This window comes from Streptomyces aureus, from assembly GCF_000725495.1.
Lineage (GTDB): Bacteria > Actinomycetota > Actinomycetes > Streptomycetales > Streptomycetaceae > Streptomyces > Streptomyces aureus_B.
The window spans coordinates 32,735-55,867 of record NZ_JNZD01000004.1 but is presented as its reverse complement, the minus strand read 5'-3'; the positions used below and the strand labels follow the sequence as shown (position 1 = coordinate 55,867).

Here is a 23,133-nt window from a genome sequence, read left to right as displayed (position 1 = left end):
CTCGCTGAACGAGATTGTCGTCGAGCGAGAGGAATGCTCCGTGGTCCTGTCGGCTTTCGAGCTTGCCTACGACGAAGTCCGTGAGCGCTGGCCCGCTTCCACCGAGGAGCGCGACGTCACCACGCCGTACGGGCGGACGAGGGTCCACGTGTACGGTCCGGCGGACGGCCACCCCCTCGTACTGCTGCCCGGCGGCTCGTCCACCGGCCTGGTCTGGTTCGCCAACGCGCCGGTGCTCGGCACGCGCTACCGGGTTCACGCGGTCGACCTCCTCGGCGACGCCGGCCGCACCGAACGCCGCGGCACACCGCTGCGGAACACCGACGATCTGACCGCGTGGCTGGACACCCTGCTCGACGGCCTCGGGCTCGCCCGCACGCACCTGTGCGGCCATTCGTACGGGGCCGGACTGGCCGTCAGGTACGCGCTGCACGCTCCGCAGCGGATCGACCGGCTCGCCCTCGTCGATCCCACCCAGGTCTTCGCCGGGTTCCGCCCCGGCTATCTGCTGCGCGCGCTGCCCTCCCTGGTCCGCCCGAGCGAGGCGCGCGCCCGCGCGTTCCTGGCCTGGGAGACGGCGGACACGCACCCGGACGAGAGCTGGCAGCGCCTGTACGGGCTGGCCACCACCGTTCCCGGCCGCAAGGTCGTCGTCGGCCGCCGCCCGCGCGCCGCCGATCTGCGCATGCCGGTCCTGACCCTCTTCGCGGAGCACAGTCGCGCCCACAACGCCGTCAAGGTCGCCGAGCGGGCCCGCCGGATGCTTCCCCGGGGCGAGGTGGTGGTGCTCCCCGGAGCCACCCACCATTCCCTGCCGCTCGCCGCACCGGGGCGGTTGAACGACCGGCTGATGGAATTCCTGGACTGACAGCCGTATGTGAACCGACCGGAGGAGGAGGGTCCTTGACCGCCGTGGTGCTCGTACATGGCCTGTATCACCGCCCGGCGCATTTCGCCGCGGTGGCGGAACGCCTGCGGAGCGGGGGAGCGGAGGTGGTCGTGCCGGAGCTCCACCGGGGTTCGCTGTCCGCCGACACCGACGCGGTGCAGCGGGCCGTCGACGCGCTGCCCGAGCCGCCGGTCCTGCTCGGTCACTCCTACGGCGGGTCGGTGATCACCGGGGTGCGCGGGGCGGGACACCTGGTCTATCTGGCGGCCTTCGTGCCGGACGCCGGCGAGAGCGCGGCCGGCCTGGGCGGAGCGTCCCGGCGGCTTCGGGACGCGATCGTCCACGAGCCCGACGGCTCGACCGGCCTCCACCACGAACGGGCCGTCGACGCGCTCTACGGAGACTGCCCCGAACCGCTCGCCGCCCGGGCGGTCCGCCTGCTGCGCACACAGGCCCCGGGCTGCGGCCGAGGAGTGCCCGAGCACCACGGCTGGAAGCACACGCCCTCCACCTATGTCGTGTGCGCACAAGACCGGGCCATCGATCCGGCGCTGCAACGGGAGATGGCCGCGCGCTGCACCGACATGCGCGAGTGGCGCACGGGCCACTCACCGTTCGTCGGGAACCCGGAACTTGTCGTAGGACTCCTGCGGGAACTGCTCGACGATCTGATCGCGGCGCGCACCGCCGCCCTCGACCCCCTCATGGAACACACGCCGCACGCGGCGAACCCGCCGTCCTGCTGAGGGCGAGACCGGAAGCGACGCCGGACACGCTCTCCCGCCGTGAGGGCACGGGCGCGGGAGGGCCGCGCATGCTCGGGGGTTCGGCGTTGCTCGGGTCCCGGCCGGTCCTGCCTGCACCGCGAAGGGTGGTGCGGGCCCAGGCGTCGTTGGAGGGCCCCCGACGTGACCGGTCCTGTGAGTTACCTCACCGCCGCAGCCCGCGGCTCCGCGCGAACCGCCTGGCCAGCGGCCCGCAACTCCGTTCGAGGCGGCGTCTGTTGGCCGGATGCGTCAGTTATCTGTCATTGCAGTCAGTCGGAGATCCGATACAGGGTGTGACCGTGGCAGAGCGACGAGTTGTGGTGGTGGTGTACGCGGGTGCCATGGCCCTGGACATCACCGGACCGATCGAAGTGTTCGACATCGCCAACCGGCTCCTCGGCCGGGGGGCGGCCCCCTACCGGATCGACCTGGTCTCGGCCGACGCGCCCCTGGTGCGCACGAGTTCGGGGGTGAGTGTGGAGGCGCTGCCGCTGGAGGCGGGGCAGGGAGCGGTCGACACCTTGCTCGTACCCGGCGGCTGGAGCGTCGGCGAGGCACTCCAGGACCAGGCGCTGGTCTCGTGGATCCGCACGGCCGCGACCCGGTCGCGCAGGGTCGCGTCCGTCTGCGGCGGATCCTTCCTGCTGGCCGAGGCGGGCCTGCTGGACGGCAGACGCGCCACCACGCACTGGGCGTACAGCGAGACGATGGCCGTCCGCTATCCGGCGGTGACCGTGGACGCCGAGCCGATCTTCGTCTGGGACGGGCCCTTCGTCACCTCCGCGGGCGTGTCGACCGGGATCGACATGGCGCTGGCCCTCGTCGAGGCCGACCACGGAGCGGCGATCGCCCTGGAGACGGCACGGTTCCTGGTGCTCTTCCTGAAGCGGCACGGAGGGCAGTCCCAGTTCAGCGCCCTGCTCGACGCCCAGCTGGCCGACCATCCGCCGATCCGGACCGCGCAGGAGTGGATCCTGGAGAACCTGCACAACCCGTTACCCGTGGCCGAGATGGCCGAGCGGGCCAACATGAGCCCGCGCAACTTCTCCCGGGTCTTCCGGCGCGAGGTGGGCACCACGCCCGGCCAGTACGTCCAGCGCAGCCGGATCGCCCGCGCGCGCGAGCTGCTGGAGACGACGGACCTGCCGATCGGCCAGATAGCGGGCCGCTGCGGATTCGGCGCCCCCGAGACCTTCTTCCGCTCCTTCGGACGAAGCCTGGGACTCACCCCCAAGGAGTACCGGCACCGCTTCCAGGTCATCACACCGTCCGGCCTCGTCGACCGGCGACAGGACAGGGAGGGGATCCCCGTATGACCACCGCGGCGCAATCACCCCGAGCCGTCACCGTACGGGCGGCCGACTACCTGGCCGGCGAGCTCGCCAGGGCCGGGGTCACCCACATGTTCGGCGTCGGCGGCGCGAACATCGAGGACCTCTACGACGCCGTTCACCGCGGCGGAACGGTCCGTGGCGTGGTCGCCAAGCACGAGTTCTCCGCCGTCACCATGGCCGACGGATACGCCCGGACCACCGGTCGCCTCGGAGTGGTCGCCGCCACCTCCGGCGGCGGGGCGATGAACCTGGTGCCGGGCCTCGCCGAGGCGTACGCCTCCCGGGTGCCGCTGCTCGCTCTTGTGGGCCAGCCGCCCACCGCCCAGGAGGGCCGGGGCGCGTTCCAGGACACCAGCGGCAAGGGGGACTCCTTCGACGCGGGCGAGGTCTTCACCCCCATCTCCCGCTTCTGCGACAAGGTCGCGGACGCGGACGCGCTCGTGGAGCTGCTGCGCCGGGCGATCGAGGCGGCTCAGGCGGAGCCGCGGGGGCCGGCGGTGCTGCTGCTGCCCAAGGACGTGCAGCAGGCGCTGCTTCCATGGCCCGGTCACGAGCCGGACGCGACCGCCTCGACGGCGTCCGCCGATTCGACGGCATCCTCCGCTTCGAGGGCGTCAACGGCCCCGGCGACATCCACGGCCCTGATGGCACCCACTGCTTCGACGGCGTCCACCGGCTCGACAGCGTCCCCCGTCCCGACGGCATCGACCACCCCGCTCGACCCCGCCGCCCTGGCCGCTGCGTCCGACATCCTTCGCGGCGCGGACACCGTCCTCGTCATCGCCGGTGAGGGCGTCGCCGCAGCGGACGCGCGCCCGGAACTGGCCGCGCTGGCCCGGGGCCTCGGCGCATGGGTGGCGGTCACCCCGGACGCCAAGGACGTCTTCGACAACCGCGATCCCCGGTTCGCCGGAGTGGCCGGCGTGATGGGCCATGCCAACGTCGAGGACTGCCTGCGCCGGGCCGACGTGTGCCTGCTGGTCGGCACCCGGCTGCCGCTCCTGGCCCGCGGCGGTCTCGAGGAGGCGCTGGCCGCCACGGACGTCGTATGCCTGGACGCCGAAACGCCGTTCGTCGCGGCCACGGCACTGGGCGGGCACCTGCGGGACGCGCTGCGCGCCGTGACCGGCCGGCTCGGTTCGGCCCCGCGCGCGTGCCCACCGCACGCCGGACCGCTGCCCGCGCCCCTGCCCGTACCGGGTCCCGATTCCCCGGACACGGACACGGCCATGGACGGCGACTCGGAGACGGACACGGACACGGACGCGGACGCCGGCGCGAGCACCATCCCCTTCCCGAGGGCCCTCGCAGCCGTGGAGGCGGCGCTTCCCGAGGACGCGCACGTCTTCGTGGATGCCGGCAACACCGGTGCCAGCGCGGTCCACCTCCTCCCGGCACCGCGCCACGGCCGTTTCGTGGTCGCGCTCGGCATGGGAGGCATGGGCTACACCTTCGGCGCGGGCATCGGCGCCGCGCTCGCCACGGGGCGACGCACCTACGTACTCGCCGGGGACGGGGCCTTCTTCATGCACGGGGCGGAGGTGCACACCGCCGTCGAGCACTCCGCGCCGGTCACCTTCGTCGTCTTCAACAACAACGCCCACGCCATGTGCGTGCTGCGCGAGGAGTTCCTCCAGGGCGGTGTCCGCGACGACGACCTGTTCCGCAGGACCGACATCGCCGCCGGGATGACGGCCGCCTTCCCCTCCCTCGACGTGACCGGTGCCGAGAACGCGACGCAGTTGCGCGAGGCGCTGCTGCGCGCCAACACCGGTGTCGGACCGGCGTTCGTGGCGCTGGACTGCGACCCGAGGGAGGTCCCTCCCTTCCTGCCCTTCCAGCCCTTCACCGAAGCCCCCGGCAGCGCCGGCCGAGCCCGTCGTGCCGAACAGGCCGACAACCGTGCCGAACCGGCCGACAACCGTGCCGAGCAGGCCGAGACCCGTGCCGAGCAGGCCGACAAAGAGGAGACATCAGATGAGCGACGCGTCGTCCACGTTGGCTGACATCCCCGGCCTGATGCGGATCGAGAACCCGGGCAAGGACGAACTGACCGCCCACTGCGTGGAACTGACCCATTCCGTCTATCCCCACCACCAGGTCTACGGGCAGTACTGCACCATCCACGCGTACGTGGACTGTCCGCCGGAACTGACCTACGACTACCTGAGCCAGGGGCACCACCTGGAGGAATGGACCTGCAGCCTGCGGGACTTCGCCCCCTCGGGCACGCCCGGACTGTGGGTCGGCCGCGACCGCCTCGAGGACGACACCAGCATCTATTGCAAGGTGGTCGCCAACCCCGAGGCCCTGACGGTGGATTACCACTGTTCCTGGGACCAGGGCGACAAGCTGTGGATGATCTATCTGATGCGGGTCGTCCCGGCCCGACTGGTGCTCGACAAGCCGGGATCGGTGGTCACCTGGACCAACTGCCGTCATCCGTACTACGACGCGAACCCGGACCCCGCCCTCGCGCCCCGCGCCGACCGCCCGTGGGTCGGCGATTACTGGGACCTGTTCTACGCGGGACACACCGTGGAGCTGAACAACCTGAAGGCGATCCTGGAACACCGCCACCGCAACGGCCTGCCCGTCAGTGTGCCTCCCGTGCGGGCGGTGGCACGGTGACCACGGTCAGCCTCACCGACGTCTCGGGCTACCTGCCCGGCGATCCGGTCCCCGCCGAGTTCTACACCGAGTACCCGGGAGCGGAGGACAAGCTCCGCGGGCACGCCATGTTCAAGGCCCCGCCCGCACGGCACCACGTCGCCGCGGACGAGACCAACACGGACATGATCGAACGTGCCGTGCAGCCCCTGATCGAGCGGCACGGCAGGGACGAGATCCGGGGCGTCGACGTCCTGCTCGTGCACAGCCAGCTGCCCGATCTGCCGTTCGTCGGCGCCGGCACCGAGGTGGCACGCCGGCTGGGCCTGAACCCGGAGTGGCTCGTCGACGTGGCCAACGCGGGCTGCGCCTCCTTCGTCCACATGCTGAAGCTGGCGCGGCAGATCCTCTCCACCACGGACGCGAGGACCGCGCTGATCTGCAACGCCCAGAGCGCGGCGGGCCAGTGCTTCACCCAGTCCGAGGTACGGAGGCTCGCGCAGGCCGCGATCCCGGGCGACGGCTGCGGGGTCGGGTGGGTGACGACGTCGGCCGCCTCCCCTGTCCTCGACGTGGAGACACGGCACATCGGTGCCCACGCCGGCGACATGGTCCTGGCGCTCGACGACGGGCGCAAGTACTGGGAACCGGGGGAGTCCCAGCTGCGGATCGGGTTCACCGACGCCGGTCTCGCCAAGGTTCTGTCCCGCGGCAACCGGCTGGTCCCCGAGGTGATCACGGACCTGTGCGACCGGCTCGGCGTGGCCACCGCCGACATCGACGTCCTCGTCACCAACCAGCCGAACCGCACTTTCCTGCGCAACTGGCGGGAGGCGCTGCAACTGCCCCCGGAACGGCACCTGAACACCTTCGACCGGTGCGGGAACCTGTTCGGGGCGGCGATCCCGGTCACGCTGGACGACGCGGTCGCCTCGGGCCGGGTGAAGGACGGCGACCTGGTGGTGCTGGGCGGCTTCGCCCACGCCGGGGACTTCGCCGGAGCGGCGGCCGTCCGCTGGCACGGCGGGCGGGGGTGAGCATGGGCCCGGGGCGCGTGGGCTCCGGGCAGCGGGTTCCGGGCGGGGGGGGGCTCCGGTCTCCGGGTTCCGGGTGGCGGGCTTGCGCAAGCGGGTTGCGGGCGGGGGGGGGGCTCCGGGCGGTGGGCTCGCGGCGGCGGGCTCCGAGCGGCCGGATCCCGCACCGGGGCCGGGGCTGCCGTCTGCTGGTCACACGAGGTGATCACCCGCCGATGACGCCGTCAGCGTGATCTCCGGCCGCCGGCGCAACCGAAGCCGGCCCCGGGGACCTCTGGGCAAGTAGTCCACAACGCATACGGTGAGGAGCCCGAGATGACCCCCTGGAGCAGCGAGAGCCTCAGTTCCTGCGCCTTCGTCGACCCCTACGCCGTAGAGACCCGGAACCCGCACGCGGGGGAGGCCCGGGACGCCTACGCCGTGGAGAGCCGGGACCCCTACGCGGTGGAGAGCCGTGACGCCTACGCCGCAGACACCCGGGACGGCCATGGCACAGACACCTGGGACAGCGCCTGGACGGCCGCGCCCCGCCCCCGCGACGAGGCCGACACCCTGCTGCCGCCGCCCGACCCGGCGCGTCGGCTCAGCTACACCATCGACCCGCGCGACCAGCGACGCCTGGACCTGCACGCGACGCTCACCGCCGCCGGCGTCCCCCCGATGCCCGAGGACCGGGCCGCCATCGACCAGATCAGCGCGCTGCCGGCGGACGTCAACGAGGTCCTGCAGCGCTGGCTGCACCACACCGCCTAGCGCGAGGGACCAACTCGCGGAAACGGCAGCCACGTTGGCCGGGGCGCGGCGGCCTCGGACATCCGGCGAGGGGATTGCGGTGCGGGCACCGCGGCCCGCACCCTTCCGGAATGGACGACATGCCGAGCAACTGCCCGCACCCCTCCGGAATGGACGAGCCCCCGAGCCGCCCTCCACACCTCTTCGGAATGAATGACACCCCGAGCCGCCTTCCGCCCGTCCTCCCGGCCTTGCGCACAGCCGCGCGCGCAGCGGGCTTCACCCGGTCCTGCGAGGAGCGGACCGGTGCCCTGCTGGCCGCCCTGGCGGCCGCCCGCCCCGGTGGCCGGGTCCTCGAGCTCGGCACGGGCGTGGGCGAGGGCACGGCCTGGCTGCTCGACGGGCTGGACGGCGCCGCCCGCCTGGTCACGGTCGAGCGCGACGAGACCGTACAGGCGGTCGCCCGCGAGCACCTCGGATCCGATCCACGGGTCACCTTCGTGGCCGGGGACGCGGGCGCGTGGCTGGAGGACGTCGACGGGGAGCCGTTCGACCTGGTGTTCGCGGACACCTGGCCCGGCAAGTTCACCCACCTGGAGAGGGCCCTGCGGCTCGTGGCTCCCGGCGGGACCTATCTGATCGACGACCTCGATCCGCAGCCCGACTGGCCGGAGGAGCACGCCGACGCCGTCCGGCGGCTCCTGGCCGACCTCGAGGAACGGAAGGACTTCCGCTCCGTACGTCTGGCCTGGGCGAGCGGGCTGCTGATGGCGGTACGGGTGGCCGGCCCCTGAGCGTCATCAGGGGTGGGCGGGGAAACGGTTTGCCGCCCTCCCGGCCGTCCCGGATAGTCTGCCCAGGTCCGACAGGCCAGGGAGGTCCCGCACCATGAGCAGCACCACGTCGTCCTTTCCCGAGCGGATCGAGCTCGCGGGGGAGGGGCTCGTCCTCCGCGACTGGACGGAGGGGGACGTGCCGGCGATGCCGGAGCTGTTCGACCACCCCGACATCGCGTACTGGACCCCGATCGTCTCCCCCTTCGACGCCGCCGCCTCGCACGCCCGCCTGGACCGGGCCCGGCAGCTGCGCGCGGAGGGCACGGCCGTCCTCCTGGCGATCACCATCGACGGGGGAGCACCGCTGGGCGAGGTGATGCTGCGCCGTTCGCCCGAGGGCATGGAGATCGGCTACGCGGTCGGTCCGGCGCACCGCGGTCAGGGTCTGGCCGCGCGGGCGGTACGGGTGATGGCCGCGTACGCGTTCGAGCAGCTGGCGGCGGAGCAGGTGATCCTGGAGCTGGAGGCCGAGAACGCCGCCAGCGTCGCCGTGGCCACCAAGGCGGGCTTCACCCTGCTCGATCTCCCGCTGATCACCGGTACCGAGAAGGGACGGCCCTTCGCCCTGCAGACGTGGGGGCTGGACCGCCCCTGATCCCGGACGCGGCTCCGGATCCGAAACGGTTGTGCTCCCGCGAACGGCTCGCGGCATGATTCATGGATGATCACTGTCCAGCCCGTGCTGGAGATCCCGAGCCATGAGCCCTTCGGCTTGTGGCCGGTCTCGGACGTCGAGCCCTTCAGCTTCCTGGCGCTCGACGGGACGCTGACACCGGACGGCGTCGGCGCCACGGTGATGGCGCTCGCCACCTGCAACGACCTCGACGATGAGGACGACCTTCCACCGCGTCCCGACGACCCGCTCGGCGGCTTCCTCCACGGGCTGCTGACCAGGGACCCGCTGATCGCGTCAGGTGGGCTGCGGGTGACCGACACCCTCACCGGCACCCTTCTGGTGCCGGGCTGCTGCAGCGGGCTGGAGGACCGGGGCGACTGGTGGGACGTGCTCGACGGCGACGGCCACGCCGCATGGCTCGGTCACGATCCCTCGCCCCGCGCCGAACGCCACGGTTCCGCCGTCCGGCTGACCGTCGACTCCGCCACGGACACCGGCCGGCGGATCGACGTGCCCGTGGCCGAACTGCGGCGGCTGCTCACGGCCGTGGAAGAGGATCTCGCCGACTTCCTCGCCCTGGCCGCCCGTTGGGCCGAGGAGCATCTGCCGGACCATTCGGAGCGCCTCGGCGGCGCGCTTGCCCGCGCTCTGGCGCCGCCGCCGCGGAACTGAGCGGCGCGCCGGGCCGCGCGTACCGCGGCACCCTCGACTTTCCCGCCCGGCCGGGGCACGTACGGATCCGTCCGGTGTGTTGCACACCCGACCTGCACCCGGCCCCGGTCGAGAACCGGCACCAGGTCGTGACCCTGCCCGGTACGACCTCCCGCCACGAGGTGGCCGGACATCTCGCGATGCGTCAGTCCACCGTCGCGTTGGACCGCACCGGCGTCAGCAGGCCCCGCGCCTGGACTGCGGGCAGGGACAGCGTGCGGTAACCCACGCTCTCGAACAGGACGGTGATCCTGTTCCCCTCCTCGCTCATCACCTCGCCCTCGCCCCACTTCTCGTGCCCCACGCGCGTCCCGGGCGGGAAGGCGCCCTCGGCCGCCACCGGCCCGCGCGGCTCGGGGCCCGTACCGGACAGGACGTCGTCCGTCCGGCGGGGGGCCTGTTGCGCCTTCTTCGCAGGGGTGCACGTGTCGCAGCCCGCGCAGTCGCCTGCCGCCAGGGTCTCTCCGAAGTATCCGAGCATGTGCCTCCGGCGGCAGCCGTTCGTCTCCGCGTACGCCCGCATCATCTCCACCCGGGAGCGCTCCAGATCGACACGGGCGGAAGCGATCCGCACCGCCTCGCGGACGCAGGCGTCCCGTCGTGCCCCGGGCACGGCCGCTATGGCACCGCGCTTTCGCGTCGTCACGGCTCCGGCCTCCTCCAGCAGATGCAGCATCGATGTCAGCGGTGTCGGAGACAGCCCGGTACGTTCACGCAGGCTCGTCGCCGAGACCGGGCCCCGGTGCTCATGTACCGCGTCGATCAGCCCGCCCAGCACCTCCGGGTCGGGCGGTGAACCGGTCCGGAACCGCTGCACGCCGAGGTCCTCGGGCCGGTAGGCGAGGATCGCCCTCGACGGTTCTCCGTCACGGCCCGCCCGGCCGATTTCCTGGTAGTAGGTGTCGAGGGAACCGGGCACCGACGCATGCAGCACAAAGCGGATGTTCGGCTTGTCGATGCCCATGCCGAACGCGGAGGTGGCGACGACCACGTCCAGTGCGTCGTCCCGGAAGCGGTCGTGCGTGCGGGAGCGCTCGGCCGCCGACAGCCCCGCGTGATAGGCGGCGCTGTCGAATCCGAGCGCCGACAGTTCCTGTGCGTACTCCTCCGCCTCGCGGCGCGTTCCCGCGTAGACGATGCCCGGTTTGGCCTCGGCCGCGGCCCGCTCCACCACCCACCGGCGCTTGTCCGCGTTCCCCCGGTGCCGTACGACCTCCAGCGTGATGTTGCGGCGGTCGAACCCCGCGACCACCTCGTGGGCCTCGCGCATGCCGAGGCGCTCCACGACGTCGGCCCGCACGGGGGCCGCCGCACTGGCGGTGAGAGCAAGGAGCGGAGGCCGGCCGATGCGTTCGCGGACATGGCGCAGGGACAGATAGTCGGGCCGGAAGTCGTATCCCCACGAGGACACGCAATGTGCCTCGTCGACCACCATCAACGCGGGAGCGGCCGCGGCGAGCTGTTCCACCACCTCGTCCTTCGCGAGCTGTTCGGGCGAGACGAACAGGAAGTCCAGGCGGCCTTCGCGTACGCGCTCCCACACCGCTTCGTTGTCCCGGGCGCGCTGAGCGGAGTTGACGGCCGAGGCCGCGGACCCCTCGATACGGGCGAGATGGGCGACCTGGTCCCGCTGGAGGGCGATCAGGGGCGAGACCACGACGGTCGGTCCCTTCAGCAGTACACCCGGCACCTGGTACACGGCGGACTTCCCGGCACCGGTCGGCATCACCACGATGGTGTCGCGGCCCTCCATCACGGCCGTCATGGCCTCGAGTTGGGAGGGGCGCAGCCGCTCCCAGCCGAACACCTCCCGGGCGCAACGGCGCAGACGTCTCCTGAGCGACCTGGTCCTGAAGTATCCGACCTTGACGCGCATGGCACTCCTGACGCCGTTCTCCGGTGAGGTTCGGCGCTCGTGTACCCCCGAAGGGGGCGGAAACCGTCGCGTTCTCGAGGAGTTGCGGATCCGTGTCTCTGGCCGCGGCGGCCGTCGGTGACGGCGCCGAGGTGCCCGATCCGGGGCCGTCGCTGTGGCGGTGGATCGCCGATTCAGTCCAAGTGGTCCTGCAGGGAACGCAGTCCGGTGTGGAAGACGTCGTCGCCGAAGGTGCGCCGCAGGCTCTCGGCGGTGGCGGGGTCGTGCGGGACGAACAGCGCGGTCCAGGTGACTTTGCATCCTCCGTCCGGGCCCTGGGGGGTGGCGACCACGACCGTCGCCCGGTAGTCGCTGACCGGGAAGGGGCTGTCGAGGAAGCGGTAACCGAGAGTGCGCCGCCGTTCGTCGCGCTCCAGCAGTTCCTCGCGGATCATCGCGCCGTCCACCGTGCGCAGCAGGCGCACGGTCGGGGCGGCGTGACCGGTGGCCACTGGTACCTCTTCCAGGTGGCTGGCGGCGATCAGGGGGTGCCAGGCGGCGATGCCGCCGAAGTCGCTGAAGGCCCGCCAGACGCGTTCCCCGTCCGTGGGGAACAGGTGCGTGGCTCGGGCGCGCGTCGCCGGAGTGTCCTCGTTCGGCCTCGGACCGACGGCGGGAGTTTCGCTCATGGTCGTCAAAGTAGCGACTGTCGTCCCTCGTCACCTACAAGGACACCGGCCCGGGCCTCGGGACAACCTCACGGCGCTGGTCGCCACCGTGGCGGGCGTCGCGGCTGGAACAGGTCGAACCCTGAGTGGCCCAAGGTTCAGCCATGAAAATGGACCATACTCCAGGGCTGCTTTGCTCCTATGGTCGAAGACATAAAGAGACAAATGACCGAGGAGGTACTTTCCATGAAGGCGATCGTGGTGACGGACCAGGCTGCGGGAACGGCAGGGATGAGGCTGGTGGAGCGGCCGGAGCCACAGGCGTCGATCAACGACGTCATCGTTCGGATTCATGCCTCGGGCTTCGTGCCGACCGAGATGGAGTGGCCGTCGACCTGGACCGATCGCGCCGGCCGCGACAAGACGCCGTCCATCCCCGGCCACGAGCTGGCCGGAGTGGTCACCGCCCTCGGCTACGGCACGACGGGGCTGTCGGTCGGCCAGCGGGTGTTCGGTCTCGCCGACTGGCACCGTGACGGCACCCTGGCGGAGTACGTGGCGATCGAAGCACGCAACCTCGCGCCGCTGCCCGGCGATGTCGACTTCACGGTGGGCGCCTCGCTGCCCATTTCGGGCCTGACCGCGTGGCAGGGTCTGTTCCAGCACGGCCGCCTTCAGTCCGGCCAGAGCGTCCTCGCCCATGGCGCGGCCGGAGCGGTCGGGACGATGGTGACCCAGCTCGCACGTGAGGCCGGCGCCTACGTCGTCGGCACCGGACGTGCCGGCGACCGGGAGAAGGCGCTCGACTTCGGCGCGCACGAGTTCGTGGACCTCGAGAATGACGCACTGGAAGACGTCGGCGACGTCGACCTGGTCTTCGATGTCATCGGTGGCGACGTTCAGAAGCGGTCGGCCGCCCTGGTCAAGACTGGAGGAACACTGGTGTCCATCGTCGGCCCCGCCGAGGCGCGACCGGCCGAGGGCCTGGCGGTGGACTTCGTCGTCGAGGCCGATCGTGCCGAACTCGGTGAGATCGTGCGGCGGGTCCGGGACGGAAGGCTGCGGACGAACATCGGTGACGTCTCGACCCTCGACGATGCCGTCGCCGCCCTCAACCCGACCGAGCGACGCAAGGGAAAGACGGTCATCCGCGTTCGTCCGTGACGACTCATAAGCCGATGTCAGCTCGCCGTGTCGGCAGACGCGGTCGGCGCGAGCAGGGGTTCACGGCGCTTGGTGATCCAATGCCCGGTGACGAAGAGCAGACCGATCGTGGCGGCCACGGTGGTCAGGGCGAGTGCGGGGAATCCGTCGTCACCGTCCGGGTAGCGGTCACCGCACAGCCGGGTCAGTCGAGGTTGCTTTCGGGCCGCCTCCAGGCATACCCGGTCGCCCTTTCGCGGGCGGGGATAGTCGCTGGTGGACCTGCTCACCGTGTAGCGGTGGTCCGTCACGGTGTACGTGACGGCGTAGTAGAGCAACCCGCCGGTCCTGGCGGCGGGTTGCGGCGCAACATGGGAGACGGTGCCCCTGACCCGTATCCCGGTCTCGTCGAGCAGCTCCGCCCGCTGCCAATCGTGCGCCATCATGATGCTTCCGAAGCCGAGGACGACCAGAAAGACGGCCGCTGTCAGCGCGTGCCACCGATGCTTCGGGGCCCGAATCCGCGGAACCATCAAGGGCGCCCCTCATTTCTACGCGGGCACCGCGATGTCGCGACGCGCCCATCTCGCACGCCCTTCGGCCATCCGGACGACGTGACACACTGGTGGATCAGGCAGCGGATAACGGGGGTGATCCGGATGGGTCTGGAGATCGAGAGCAGGCCGTCGGAGCTGCCGTACATCGAGCGAGTATGGCGCAGCCGCAGCCACGAAGTGGTCCAGATGATGTCCATCGCGGCATCGCACTGGGAACTCGTCTTCTGGGAGCACCGCGGTCAGGTCCAGGCGGCTGTACTGGGCCCAGAACCCAAAGCATGCCTGGCCCCCGTCCCCAAGGACGCCACGTTCTTCGGCATCAGCTTTGCCCTCGGCACCTCGATGCCGCACATACCGATCACCCGGCTCGTGGGCGGCAGTGCGGAGATACCGGATGTGACGCGGCGTTCCGTCTGGCTGAAGGGCCACGCTTGGCACCCACCCGATTACGACAACGCGGAGGCGTTCGTGCGGCGCATGGTGCGTGAGGGCATTGTGGACTGCGACCCGATCGTGCCTGCCGTGCTCGCCGGTGCTGCTCCCGATGTCTCCGAACGCACCCTCCAGCGCCGCTTTGTCGCGGCGACGGGCCTCACCCGGGGCGCCATCCGGCAGATCCACCGCGCCCGTGAGGCGGCGGTGCTGATCCAGGAGGGTGCGCCGGTCCAGGACGTCGTGCACAGGCTGGGCTACTTCGACCAGCCGCATCTGGTGCGGTCCTTGACCCGGTACGTAGGCCGGACCGCCACTCGTCTGAGCTCTCCGGACAGGGCGGAGCCCCTGTCGCTTCTGTACAAGACCTCGGCCTCGATGTCCGCATAGTTTCCCGTTGTAGCCGACGGGGTCGGTTCGTCCCGGTCGCAGGATCGTCTCGGCCGGGACCGGGCGGACGACCCCGAACTCATCGTGGAGGAATCATGCGCAAGGTCGTTTCGGGTCTGTTCGTCTCGCTCGACGGTGTCGTCCAGTCGCCGAACGAGTGGCAGTTCGCTTTCGACGAGGAGATGGGCGCGGAGCTGGGGAAGGCGCTGGAGTCGGCCGACACGATTCTGCTGGGCCGGGTGACCTTCACCGAGTGGGCCGCTTACTGGCCGACGGTGACCAGCGGCGAGGACGCCGGTTTCGCCAAGTGGATCAATGATTCGCCCAAGTACGTTGTCTCCTCCACGCTGGACAGTGTCGAGGACTGGGCGAACAGCACGCTCGTCAAGGGCGAGCCGGCGGCCGCGATCGAGGAGCTCAAGGCGGCCGAGGGCAAGGACATCACCGTCGCGGGCAGCCCGACGCTGGTGCGTTCGCTGCTGGAGCAGGACCTGCTGGACGAACTGGTCCTGCTGATCCACCCGGTAGTGGCCAGCGAGGGCCGCAAGAAGCTGTTCGCCGACGACGCAGCCCTGAAGAAGCTGGAGTTGGTGAGCGCCCGGCCGACCAGCAGCGGAGTGATCATCGCGACCTACCGTCCGACGCGCTGAGCGCCACCTGAAACGCCCCACCCGGGACGGCGGATACGCCGGTCACGGGCTCAGGCGCCACGTCGTTGTGCGAGCCCGAGAACCGCGGCCGGCCCGCCGGCCGGGAAGCCTGTGTGCGAGCCCGGTGGCCGGCGACCTGACCGCCGCCGGCGCGTACGGGTGCCCGGCCGCCACGTCGGCCTCCGCCCCGGTGGCGAGGCGCCGCGCCTTCTCCTCGAGTGCGAACGGGCCCGCTATGTGCGGGTGCCAGGCAGCCGGCGGCCCGGTGCGCGACCTCGGCCGGCGGGCCGATGTGCTCGGCGGACAGACCTGACAGCGCCGCCGGCAGCTGCTGCTGGAATGCCTGCTCGCAGCTTGGTGCCGTCGCTGTGGAGGTCCTCCGGACGGTCGTGCCCGGCCTCGGCGACCCGCAAGCGACGGGTGGTGGTGCCCGTCGGGAACTTCGCCGGGACGATTTCGGCGACCGCGGATCTGCGTACCAGGTGCGGCTCTGATCACGGGCGCGTCAGTATCCGGTGCCGCGTTTGATCTGGGCCCGCTCGGTCCCGTGGGTCCCGCCCTTGGCGTCCAGCGTGCGGCACGCGTCGGCGATGTCCTGGCCCAGGCGGTCGATCTGCTCGCGACTCATGGTCTCCTTGACCAGGGCACGCATGATTTTCACGCGCTCCGCGTTGGGCGGAAGGGTGTACGCCGGGACCATCCAGCCCCGTTCGGCCGAGAGCTGCCAGGCGATGTCGGACTCGTCGTAGGCGTGCTCGCCCGCCAGACGGAAGGCGACCAGCGGCAGTTGCTCGAGGTCGCTCCCGATCACCTCGAAGCGGCCGCTGCCTCGCAGGTTGTCCGCCAGCGCGCGGGCGTTCTCCTGCATCATCTTCATGATGTAGGTGTAGCCCTGCCGGCCGAGCCGCACGAAGTTGTAGTACTGCGCGAGCACCATGGACGCGCCCGTGGAGAAGTTCAGGGTGAACGTCGCGTCGGTCTTGCCCAGGTAGTTCTCGTAGAACACGAGGTCCTTGGCCAGGTCGGACTCCTCGCGGAAGACCAGCCATCCGATGCCGGGGTAGACCAGACCGTACTTGTGTCCCGACACGTTGATGGACCGTACCTGCTCCAGCCGGAAGTCCCATTTCGAATCCGGGTAGAGGAAGGGCCACACGAACGCGCCGCTGGCGCCGTCGACGTGGATCGGGATGTCGAGGTCACGCTTTTTGCGGACGTCCCGCAGGAGCTCGTCGATCCCGACGACATCGTCCTTGTGCCCGGTGAACGTGGTGCCGAGGACGGCGACGACACCGATCGTGTTCTCGTCGAGGTGGGGCTCCACGTCCTCCGGGCCGATCGTGTACTTGTTCTCGGCGAGCGGTACGATCCGCGGCTCGACGTCGAAGTAGCGGCAGAACTTCTCCCAGACGACGTGGACGTCTCCCCCGAAGATCAGGTTGGGCCGGTCGGTCGGCAGGCCGGCCGCCTGGCGGCGCTCGCGCCACTTCCACTTCAACGACAGTGCGCCGAGCATGATCGCCTCGGACGAACCCTGGGTCCGGCAGCCGGCCGTCTTGCCCGGCGCGTGGAAGAGGTCGGCGAGCATGCGCACGCAACGCTGCTCGATCTCGGCGGAGATGGGGTACTCGGCGTGGTCGATGAAATTGCGGTGGAGGTTCTCGGCGATCAGCCGTTGCGCCTCCGGCTCCATCCATGTGGTGACGAACGTGGCGAGGTTGCGCTGCGGGTCGCCCTCCATGGCGAGATCCACGTCCACGAGCCTCATGGCGTCCGTCGCGGCCATGCCTTCCTCGGGGAAGGTCTCCGCGGGGGCGGGCTTGGTCAGGAAGCGGTTACCGAAAAGTTCCGCATCATCATGTTTTGTCACATAGCGATTCAAGCAGCGTCGAGTGCCTGCCGCAGCCGGGGGACACACCGTGCGGGAACCCCGCCCCCAGCCCGCCGAGCGCGCCACGCCCCGTCGACCCGGGCCACGCCGACCCTGACCCTGGCCCGACCACTCCGGCCAGTCCATGAGGCGGCGCAGTCGTCGGTGCATCGTGCGTGGCGACAGGCCGAGCGTGTCGCCACGGTCAGGTCGGTCGTGCCGGCCGGCAGGAGGGTGAGGATCCTTTGTCGAGGGCCGTCGGGCCTTCCGTCTCCAGTTCGACCGAGGCGAGCCACCTCCCGATCGGACTCGGCGGAGCATTCGGTGTCGCCGAGTACGCCGTCCGGACATTCCCCTTCGAGATCCGCCGTCTGGACGACATCGCCTACACCCTGTGTGTGGCAACCGGCGCCCGTGACATCGACACGGCCCTCGTCGTCGCCCGCCACCGGCTGCCCGGTGGCCGCCCGCACGACGACTCCCTCGTGTCTGCCTGACCGCGTCATCGCGTCCGGCATCGCACCGAGCCCCACGACGGCACGAGCGGCCCGGCCACCCGAGGCGGACGGGCCGGGCCGCCACGGCGTCAGTCCGCTCGCGTGGGAGCCTCGGTGTCCGCCGGTACGTCGGGGGCGATGTGGGCGCCGAGGACCTCGCGGTAGAGGGCGACCTCGGCCAGCAGGGAGCGCCGGACGCTGTCCGCCTTGCGGAAGCCGTGGCCCTCGCCCTCGAAGAGGAGGAAGCGGTGCCACACGCCGCGTTCGGCGAGGTGGTCCACGATCCGGGTGGCCTGGTCCGGGCGGCAGATGAAGTCGTCCGCGCCCTGGAGCATCACCAGCGGGGCGGTGATGCGGTGGGAGTTGCCCGCGGGCGAGACCTTCTCGAAGTGGGTCCGGTCCTCGGGCAGGACACCGACCAGGGTGTCGACGTAACGGGACTCGAAGTCGTGGGTCTGTTCGGCCCGCCAGCTCGCGGGGTCGCTGATGGGGTAGTAGACGGTGCCCGCGCAGAAGGCGTCGGTGTGGGCCAGGCAGGCCAGCGTGGTCCAGCCGCCGGCCGAGCCGCCGCGCACGGCCGTACGGTCGGGGTCGGCCAGTCCTTCGGCGGCCAGGGCGCGGGCGACGGTGACGCAGTCCTCCACGTCGACGACGCCCCACCGGCCGCGCAGGCGGTCGCGGTAGGCCCTGCCGTAGCCGGTGGAACCGCCGTAGTCGACGTCGGCGACGACGAAGCCGCGGCTGGTGAAGAAGGAGTACTCCAGGTCCGCGGTGACGCCGCAGCAGCTGGTCGGGCCGCCGTGCACCTGCACCAGCAGCGGCGGCAGTTCGCCGTCGGGCGCGGTGGCGGTGGGGTGGCTCGGGCGGTGCAGAACGTAGTGCACGGGGCGGCCCTGCGCGTCGTGGGCGGTGCGGCGTTCGGGCAGCGGCTGCCACGCGGCCAGCGGGTCCTCGGACTCGGGCCTCACCCGCCGGGCCTCTCCGGAGCCAGGTGCCAGGGGCACCGACAACAGGGCCGAGCCGAGGGCGGGATCGGCGGATCTGACCAGTACCCGCTCGCCGTCCGACCACAGATCGCCGTTGAACCTGCTCCAGCCGGGGGCCAGTTCGGTAAGGCTGCCGTCCTCGGGGTTCCAACGGGAGAGTTTCTGGGCCCCGTTGCCGTGCGGGAACACCACGCCGTACGGGGACACGGCGAACCAGGCCGGTCCGACCCGCCACACGGCGCCGGCGCAGTCCTCCTCCAGGGGAAGGACGTCGGTGGTCTTCAGCGGGTGCGGCGCGTCCGCGGCGAGGTCGAGGCGGTGGAGGTTCCACCAGCCGTTCGGGTCTGCCATGGCGTACAGGGTGTCGGAGTCCGCCCATTCGGCCTGGGAGACGGAGACCTCGGTGCCGTCATGGCTGCCGCCCAGGAGGCGTACGGGCTCCCTCGCCACGCCGTCGCGCAGTTCGGCGACCATCAACTCCGAGCTGTCCCAGGGCAGGTGAGGGTGGTCCCAGCCGATCCAGGCGAGCCGGCGGCCGTCGGGGCTGGGGCGGTGCCCGGAGAGGAAGTGGTGCGAACGCGCCACCACGCGCAGGGCTTCGGGATCCTCGGCGGCGGCGCCGGACAGCGGTACGGCGACGATCTCACGGACGGTGCGCAGGGCCGGGTCGGCGTCGTCCGCTCCGGTCGCGGCCCGGGTGGTCTCCCGCACGCACCACACCTCGGTACCGTCCGGTGACGGCACCGGATCGGCCCAGCAGGTCTCCTGGCCGGACGGGTCCGCCGGGGTGAGCGGCACGGCCGCCGGGAAGCCGGTGTCCGCGGCCGTCCCGAGCCGGGGCACGTCCGCGCGGTGGAGCCGCTGGTCCTGGTGGTCGGTGAAGACCAGCAGGTGGGTGTCGGCGCCGGGAGCGGCGGGGCGTACCCAGTACGGCCTGCCCCCGTAGCCGAGGGAACGGTTGCGGACCGAGACGCCGGGGGCGAGCACGGGCACGGGCCGCTCATGACCGGGGGCGTTGCGCAGGAGCCGTACGGTGGCGGTCGCCGGGTCGGAGGCGCACCACCAGTTCTCGTCGTCTGCCCCTGCGGGCCAGGAAGAGGACCCGGAGGCCTCGGCGACCGCTTCGGCGGTGATGGGTGACGGCCAGGTGCCGTAGGGCAGTTGGGGCGTACTGGACATGGGTGACTCCGAGTGCGGGGCGGGCGGGCGGCTGGGGTTCGGGGCCGGATTCCGGAAGGGCCTGGGAGTTCAGGGCCGGTCCGCGGGGTCAGGGGGCGTTCAGGTCCACGGGTTCGCCGTGGGCCTCGCGGCGGCGCAGGTCCTCGGGGGTCTCCCGGTGGATCATGAGGCGGGCCCGGCCGTCCCGTACGGCGACGACCGCCGGACGGGGCTGGGCGTTGTAGTTGCTGGCCATGACGTGGTGGTAGGCGCCGGTGGCGGGAACCGCGAGGAGGTCGCCGGCGGTGATGTCGTCCGGCAGGGCGATGTCCGGCACGACGACGTCGCCGCTCTCGCAGTGCCGGCCGACGACCGCGGCGTGCACGGGTTCGCCGTTCGCGGTGCGGTTCGCGGTCCAGGCGGTGTAGCGGGCCAGGTAGAGGGAAGGGCGCAGGGCGTCGCTCATGCCGCCGTCGACGGAGACGAACCGGCGGCGCAGTCCGTCCTTGACCGCGCCCACGCGGTAGAGCGTCAGGCCCGCGGTGCCGATCATCGAGCGGCCGGGTTCGACGGCGAGGCGCACTCGTGTGCCGGGCAGCGCCCGGTCCAGCCCCTCGCGCAGTGCGGCGGTGAACTCGGACGGTTGCAGCCGGGGTTGGCCCGGCAGGTAGGGGATTCCGGCGCCACCGCCGAGGTCGATCTCGTCGACGGGTATGCCGTGCCGCTCGGCGAGGCCGGCGACGAAGGCGCCGACCCGCTCGGCGGCGAGGGTCAGTCCCTCGGTGGCGGTGATCTGGGAGCCGATGTGGGAGTGCACGCCGGCGAGCCGGAGTTCGGGGCGCGCGGCGACGGCGAGCACGGCGCGTTCGGCGTGGCCGCCGCGGACCGGGAAACCGAACTTGACGTCGTCGCCGCCGGTCGCCATGTAGTCGTGGGTCTCGGCGGCGACGCCGGGGGCGATCCGGACGTAGACGTCCTGGACCTTGCCCGCCGCCGAGGCCGCGTCCGCGAGCCGCTCGATCTCCTCCAGGCAGTCGACGACCACGACGCCGACGCCGTGTGCGACCGCGGCCTCCAGCTCGGCGACGGACTTGTTGCTGCCGTGGAAGACGATCCGCGCGGGGTCGAAGCCGGTGTCGGCCGCGAGCTGGAGTTCGCCGCCGCTGCACACGTCCAGGTGCAGTCCCTCGGAGTCGACCCAGCGGACCATCTCCGCGCACAGGAAGGCCTTGGAGGCGTAGTGCACCCGGTCCGCGCCGGATGCGCGCCAGCTCCGGGCGCGGTGGCGGAAGTCGGCCTCGTCGACGACGTACAGCGCGGTGCCCAGGGCGGCGGCCAGGGCGTCCAGGGCGACGCCGCCCACGTGCAGCCGGCCCTCGACGGTACGGGCGGTCAGGGGCCATACCTCGGGTGCGCTCTCCGGGGAGGCCGCCGGGGCCAGTCCGTCGGGCAGCGGGGTCCCTGCGGCCGGGGCGTGCAGGGATGCGGCGGTGTGCACGGGCTACTCCTCGGTGAGGACGACGAGCATCAGCAGGTCGTCGCTGGGGTCGGTGAAGTGGTGCTCGTCGGTGGCGGCGAAGTGGCAGCTGTCGGTGGGGCGCAGCAGCCGTACGACACCGCCCACCGACACCCGGCAGGAGCCGGAGAGGACGAGCGCGAACTCCTCGCCGGAGTGCGTGGTCGGGTGGTCGTGGTCGCCGAGGTCGGCGTGGAGCAGCCGGGCGCCGATCCGGCTCGCGCCCGGGGCCGTGAGGTCCCAGATGCCGTGGTGGCCTTCGGCCCGGGCGAGCAGGGGGGCCGGGGCGAAGCGCGGCGGGAAACCCGGCGCGGCGGCGGCCGGGGTGACCGGTCCGGTGCCTCCGAGGAGTTCGGCGGGGGTGGCGCCGAGGGCGTCGGCGATCTGGCAGAGGGTGCGAACCGTGGGATTGGCGGCGCCGGACTCCATCTGGGAGACGTAGGCCGGTGAGACGCCGGCCCGGGCCGCCACCGCGCTCAGGGTGAGTCCGGCGGCGCGGCGGACGCGCGCGACGGAGGCGGCGAGGACGTCGCCGGTGTCCGGGGCGTCGGGCGGCGTGTCGCGACCGGTGTCGGTGTGGTCGGCCTTTTGCGTCCTTGCGCCCGATTCGTCGCCGGAACGCACGGCGCCGTCCGTAGCGGAACGCGAAATCTCTTCCGGGATGGGGGAATTGGCCGAAGAGTTTTCCGCGCCTGTGGCTCTTGACGAGGTCATGCGGCGACAGTAAGACTCACGCATCGCTTAGATCAAGCAATCTGGCACCGCCGTTTAACTGTCAGCAGAAACGCCGTTCAGCAGCCGGACCCACGGGTGTGGGCTGCCCTGATCAGGAGGGGTGAGCAGTGACCGGACCGCTGGCGCCGACGCCGACCCTCGAGTTGCTGCGTGCGGCCGCCGCATTGTGCGGCCCCGCTGCGCAGCGTCTGTTCGAGGTGCTGGCGGAGGGCTACCCGGCCTCGCTGGAGCGTCGCCCCGGTCAGCTGCTGCGGGCGGCGGACGCGAGCGCCGCGGACCTCGATGGTCTGCTTGCCGCGGCCGGGGTCGCCTCCACCGACGACCTGCGACTGCTGGCGGCCCGCGAGAGCGGTCTGCGTCTGGCGGAGCCGGACCTGCGGTTCACCAGCCGCGATCCGGAGTCCGAACCGCGCGAGCGGTCGGCGCTGCGCCGGATGATCACCGCGGAGGAGGGCAACCTCCGGCGCACGCTCGCCGATCTGCAGGCCAACGGCGCCCTGGAACTGGCGGCCGCGGTCCTGCTGCAGGCGCGGCGGCGGTGGGTGCTCGGCGACCTGAAGTCGGCCGGGTACGCGTCTCTGCTGACCAGCGATCTCACCAGCAGCATGCGCGACGTGTTCCTGGTGCAGCCGGCGACGGGCGCGGCGGTCAACGCGATCAGCGACGCGCATCCGGACGACGTGCTGGTCGTGTTCAGCTTCCGCAACTACAGCCGGCTGACCGTGGACGTGGCCCGGGAGTTCCACGCGCTGGGTGCTTCGGTGATCGCCTTGACCGACAGCTACACCAGTCCGGTGTGTTCCTTCGCCTCCCATGTCCTCGCGGTGGACACCCGCAGTGAGTCACCGCACCACTCGCCCACGGCGGTGGCGGCGGCGGCCCATGTGCTGGCGGCTCTGGCGGCCGCCGGTGCCAAGGGGGCGGCCCGGCGCAACCGCCGCCGGGCGGAGCTCTTCCGCTCCCTGGACAGCTACGGCCTGGGCCGGCCGCCGTCCCTCGCGGACGAGGCGGGCGGGGCGGGCGGGGCGCCGGACCTCCCCGGATCCGCCGCCGGGATTCCCGGCGCCCGCGCTTCGGACCCCTCCGGCTTACCCGTCGTGCCTGAGGGCGGGCCGCCGCCCGCGCGGTGACCGCCCTCGTTCTTCCC

General features: G+C 71.7%; 22 protein-coding genes. 15 read left to right on the top strand and 7 right to left on the bottom strand.

Features of this window, described 5'->3' with window-relative positions; translation table 11 throughout:
- Positions 1–40 precede the first annotated feature (40 nt).
- The 10 genes from IO36_RS06395 to IO36_RS06350 all read left to right on the top strand — a co-directional run bounded on the left by IO36_RS06395 (position 41) and on the right by IO36_RS06350 (position 9,490).
- Positions 41–868, top strand: a complete 828-nt coding sequence (locus IO36_RS06395) for an alpha/beta fold hydrolase (protein ID WP_037617123.1) — start codon at positions 41–43, stop codon at positions 866–868.
- Between the two features lie 35 nt (positions 869–903).
- A complete protein-coding gene (locus IO36_RS06390; RefSeq protein WP_051900084.1) occupies positions 904–1,635 on the top strand; it encodes an alpha/beta fold hydrolase in 732 nt (243 codons plus the stop codon).
- A gap of 320 nt (positions 1,636–1,955) precedes the next feature.
- Entirely contained in the window at positions 1,956–2,972 is a 1,017-nt protein-coding gene (locus tag IO36_RS06385; protein ID WP_245173146.1) for a GlxA family transcriptional regulator, read from the top strand.
- A complete protein-coding gene (locus IO36_RS47950) occupies positions 2,969–4,996 on the top strand; it encodes a thiamine pyrophosphate-binding protein (RefSeq protein WP_078943033.1) in 2,028 nt (675 codons plus the stop codon). Before IO36_RS06385 ends, IO36_RS47950 begins: the two co-directional genes overlap by 4 nt.
- Positions 4,968–5,621: an SRPBCC family protein gene (locus IO36_RS06375; protein ID WP_037617119.1), complete on the top strand. Its 654-nt coding sequence runs from the start codon at positions 4,968–4,970 to the stop codon at positions 5,619–5,621. Before IO36_RS47950 ends, IO36_RS06375 begins: the two co-directional genes overlap by 29 nt.
- Positions 5,618–6,637, top strand: a complete 1,020-nt coding sequence (locus tag IO36_RS06370; RefSeq protein WP_037617117.1) for a 3-oxoacyl-ACP synthase III family protein — start codon at positions 5,618–5,620, stop codon at positions 6,635–6,637. The genes IO36_RS06375 and IO36_RS06370 overlap by 4 nt, the downstream gene beginning before the upstream one ends.
- 312 nt (positions 6,638–6,949) lie before the next feature.
- Complete coding sequence (locus IO36_RS47945; RefSeq protein WP_037617115.1) at positions 6,950–7,387, top strand: hypothetical protein; 438 nt, start codon at positions 6,950–6,952, stop codon at positions 7,385–7,387.
- Positions 7,388–7,617: 230 nt separating this feature from the next.
- Positions 7,618–8,160, top strand: coding sequence for an O-methyltransferase (locus IO36_RS06360; RefSeq protein ID WP_245173145.1), 543 nt, complete (start codon positions 7,618–7,620; stop codon positions 8,158–8,160).
- Between the two features lie 94 nt (positions 8,161–8,254).
- The gene (locus tag IO36_RS06355; protein ID WP_037617111.1) at positions 8,255–8,797 is read left to right on the top strand and encodes a GNAT family N-acetyltransferase; all 543 of its coding nucleotides are present in this window, start codon (positions 8,255–8,257) and stop codon (positions 8,795–8,797) included.
- A 66-nt stretch (positions 8,798–8,863) separates the two neighbouring features.
- Complete coding sequence (locus tag IO36_RS06350; RefSeq protein WP_037617109.1) at positions 8,864–9,490, top strand: hypothetical protein; 627 nt, start codon at positions 8,864–8,866, stop codon at positions 9,488–9,490.
- A 184-nt stretch (positions 9,491–9,674) separates the two neighbouring features.
- Here IO36_RS06350 and IO36_RS06345 read toward each other — a convergent pair whose 3' ends face one another.
- Both IO36_RS06345 and IO36_RS06340 read right to left on the bottom strand, forming a co-directional pair.
- Positions 9,675–11,405: a RecQ family ATP-dependent DNA helicase gene (locus IO36_RS06345; protein ID WP_037617107.1), complete on the bottom strand. Its 1,731-nt coding sequence runs from the start codon at positions 11,403–11,405 to the stop codon at positions 9,675–9,677.
- A gap of 173 nt (positions 11,406–11,578) precedes the next feature.
- The gene (locus tag IO36_RS06340) at positions 11,579–12,073 is read right to left on the bottom strand and encodes an SRPBCC family protein (RefSeq protein WP_051900083.1); all 495 of its coding nucleotides are present in this window, start codon (positions 12,071–12,073) and stop codon (positions 11,579–11,581) included.
- Between the two features lie 225 nt (positions 12,074–12,298).
- On the opposite strand from IO36_RS06340, the gene IO36_RS06335 reads away from it, so the two are divergent.
- Positions 12,299–13,216, top strand: coding sequence for an NADP-dependent oxidoreductase (locus tag IO36_RS06335; RefSeq protein WP_037617105.1), 918 nt, complete (start codon positions 12,299–12,301; stop codon positions 13,214–13,216).
- 17 nt (positions 13,217–13,233) lie between these two features.
- Here IO36_RS06335 and IO36_RS06330 read toward each other — a convergent pair whose 3' ends face one another.
- The gene (locus IO36_RS06330; protein WP_158997246.1) at positions 13,234–13,641 is read right to left on the bottom strand and encodes a hypothetical protein; all 408 of its coding nucleotides are present in this window, start codon (positions 13,639–13,641) and stop codon (positions 13,234–13,236) included.
- Between the two features lie 213 nt (positions 13,642–13,854).
- On the opposite strand from IO36_RS06330, the gene IO36_RS06325 reads away from it, so the two are divergent.
- Together IO36_RS06325 and IO36_RS06320 are read left to right on the top strand one after the other, a co-directional pair.
- Positions 13,855–14,574 (top strand): helix-turn-helix domain-containing protein, encoded by a 720-nt coding sequence (locus IO36_RS06325; RefSeq protein WP_037618280.1) that lies wholly within the window; start codon positions 13,855–13,857, stop codon positions 14,572–14,574.
- Positions 14,575–14,669: 95 nt separating this feature from the next.
- On the top strand, positions 14,670–15,224 hold the full coding sequence (locus IO36_RS06320; protein ID WP_037617101.1) for a dihydrofolate reductase family protein: 555 nt from the start codon (positions 14,670–14,672) through the stop codon (positions 15,222–15,224).
- Positions 15,225–15,729: 505 nt separating this feature from the next.
- On the opposite strand, the gene IO36_RS06310 is transcribed toward IO36_RS06320, so the two are convergent.
- Positions 15,730–17,094 carry a glutamate decarboxylase gene (locus tag IO36_RS06310; RefSeq protein ID WP_037617098.1) on the bottom strand — a complete coding sequence of 455 codons (1,365 nt, stop codon included), beginning with the start codon at positions 17,092–17,094 and terminating at the stop codon, positions 15,730–15,732.
- 245 nt (positions 17,095–17,339) lie between these two features.
- Here IO36_RS06310 and IO36_RS43705 point away from each other — a divergent pair, with 245 nt between their 5' ends.
- Positions 17,340–17,591 carry a DUF5133 domain-containing protein gene (locus tag IO36_RS43705; protein ID WP_037617096.1) on the top strand — a complete coding sequence of 84 codons (252 nt, stop codon included), beginning with the start codon at positions 17,340–17,342 and terminating at the stop codon, positions 17,589–17,591.
- A gap of 89 nt (positions 17,592–17,680) precedes the next feature.
- Here IO36_RS43705 and IO36_RS06300 read toward each other — a convergent pair whose 3' ends face one another.
- From IO36_RS06300 to IO36_RS06290, 3 genes are all read right to left on the bottom strand, one after another.
- Positions 17,681–19,756 (bottom strand): S9 family peptidase, encoded by a 2,076-nt coding sequence (locus IO36_RS06300; RefSeq protein WP_037617093.1) that lies wholly within the window; start codon positions 19,754–19,756, stop codon positions 17,681–17,683.
- An 88-nt stretch (positions 19,757–19,844) separates the two neighbouring features.
- Positions 19,845–21,233: a diaminopimelate decarboxylase gene (gene lysA, locus IO36_RS06295; protein WP_078943032.1), complete on the bottom strand. Its 1,389-nt coding sequence runs from the start codon at positions 21,231–21,233 to the stop codon at positions 19,845–19,847.
- 3 nt (positions 21,234–21,236) lie between these two features.
- Positions 21,237–21,875: a helix-turn-helix domain-containing protein gene (locus IO36_RS06290; protein ID WP_037617091.1), complete on the bottom strand. Its 639-nt coding sequence runs from the start codon at positions 21,873–21,875 to the stop codon at positions 21,237–21,239.
- Between the two features lie 218 nt (positions 21,876–22,093).
- Here IO36_RS06290 and IO36_RS42940 point away from each other — a divergent pair, with 218 nt between their 5' ends.
- Positions 22,094–23,116, top strand: a complete 1,023-nt coding sequence (locus IO36_RS42940; RefSeq protein WP_051900082.1) for a MurR/RpiR family transcriptional regulator — start codon at positions 22,094–22,096, stop codon at positions 23,114–23,116.
- The last annotated feature ends 17 nt before the right edge of the window (positions 23,117–23,133 follow it).

What these genes read in the sequence shown, in the direction of transcription:
- IO36_RS47945 (WP_037617115.1), top strand. Translation starts at nt 6,950, where the DNA reads ATGACCCCCTGGAGCAGCGAGAGCCTCAGTTCCTGCGCCTTCGTCGAC.
- IO36_RS06375 (WP_037617119.1), top strand. Translation starts at nt 4,968, where the DNA reads ATGAGCGACGCGTCGTCCACGTTGGCTGACATCCCCGGCCTGATGCGG.
- IO36_RS06330 (WP_158997246.1), bottom strand. Translation starts at nt 13,641, where the DNA reads ATGATGGCGCACGATTGGCAGCGGGCGGAGCTGCTCGACGAGACCGGG.
- IO36_RS06335 (WP_037617105.1), top strand. Translation starts at nt 12,299, where the DNA reads ATGAAGGCGATCGTGGTGACGGACCAGGCTGCGGGAACGGCAGGGATG.
- IO36_RS06300 (WP_037617093.1), bottom strand. Translation starts at nt 19,756, where the DNA reads ATGTCCAGTACGCCCCAACTGCCCTACGGCACCTGGCCGTCACCCATC.
- IO36_RS06355 (WP_037617111.1), top strand. Translation starts at nt 8,255, where the DNA reads ATGAGCAGCACCACGTCGTCCTTTCCCGAGCGGATCGAGCTCGCGGGG.
- IO36_RS06320 (WP_037617101.1), top strand. Translation starts at nt 14,670, where the DNA reads ATGCGCAAGGTCGTTTCGGGTCTGTTCGTCTCGCTCGACGGTGTCGTC.
- IO36_RS06345 (WP_037617107.1), bottom strand. Translation starts at nt 11,405, where the DNA reads ATGCGCGTCAAGGTCGGATACTTCAGGACCAGGTCGCTCAGGAGACGT.
- IO36_RS06340 (WP_051900083.1), bottom strand. Translation starts at nt 12,073, where the DNA reads ATGAGCGAAACTCCCGCCGTCGGTCCGAGGCCGAACGAGGACACTCCG.
- IO36_RS47950 (WP_078943033.1), top strand. Translation starts at nt 2,969, where the DNA reads ATGACCACCGCGGCGCAATCACCCCGAGCCGTCACCGTACGGGCGGCC.
- IO36_RS06350 (WP_037617109.1), top strand. Translation starts at nt 8,864, where the DNA reads ATGATCACTGTCCAGCCCGTGCTGGAGATCCCGAGCCATGAGCCCTTC.
- IO36_RS06325 (WP_037618280.1), top strand. Translation starts at nt 13,855, where the DNA reads ATGGGTCTGGAGATCGAGAGCAGGCCGTCGGAGCTGCCGTACATCGAG.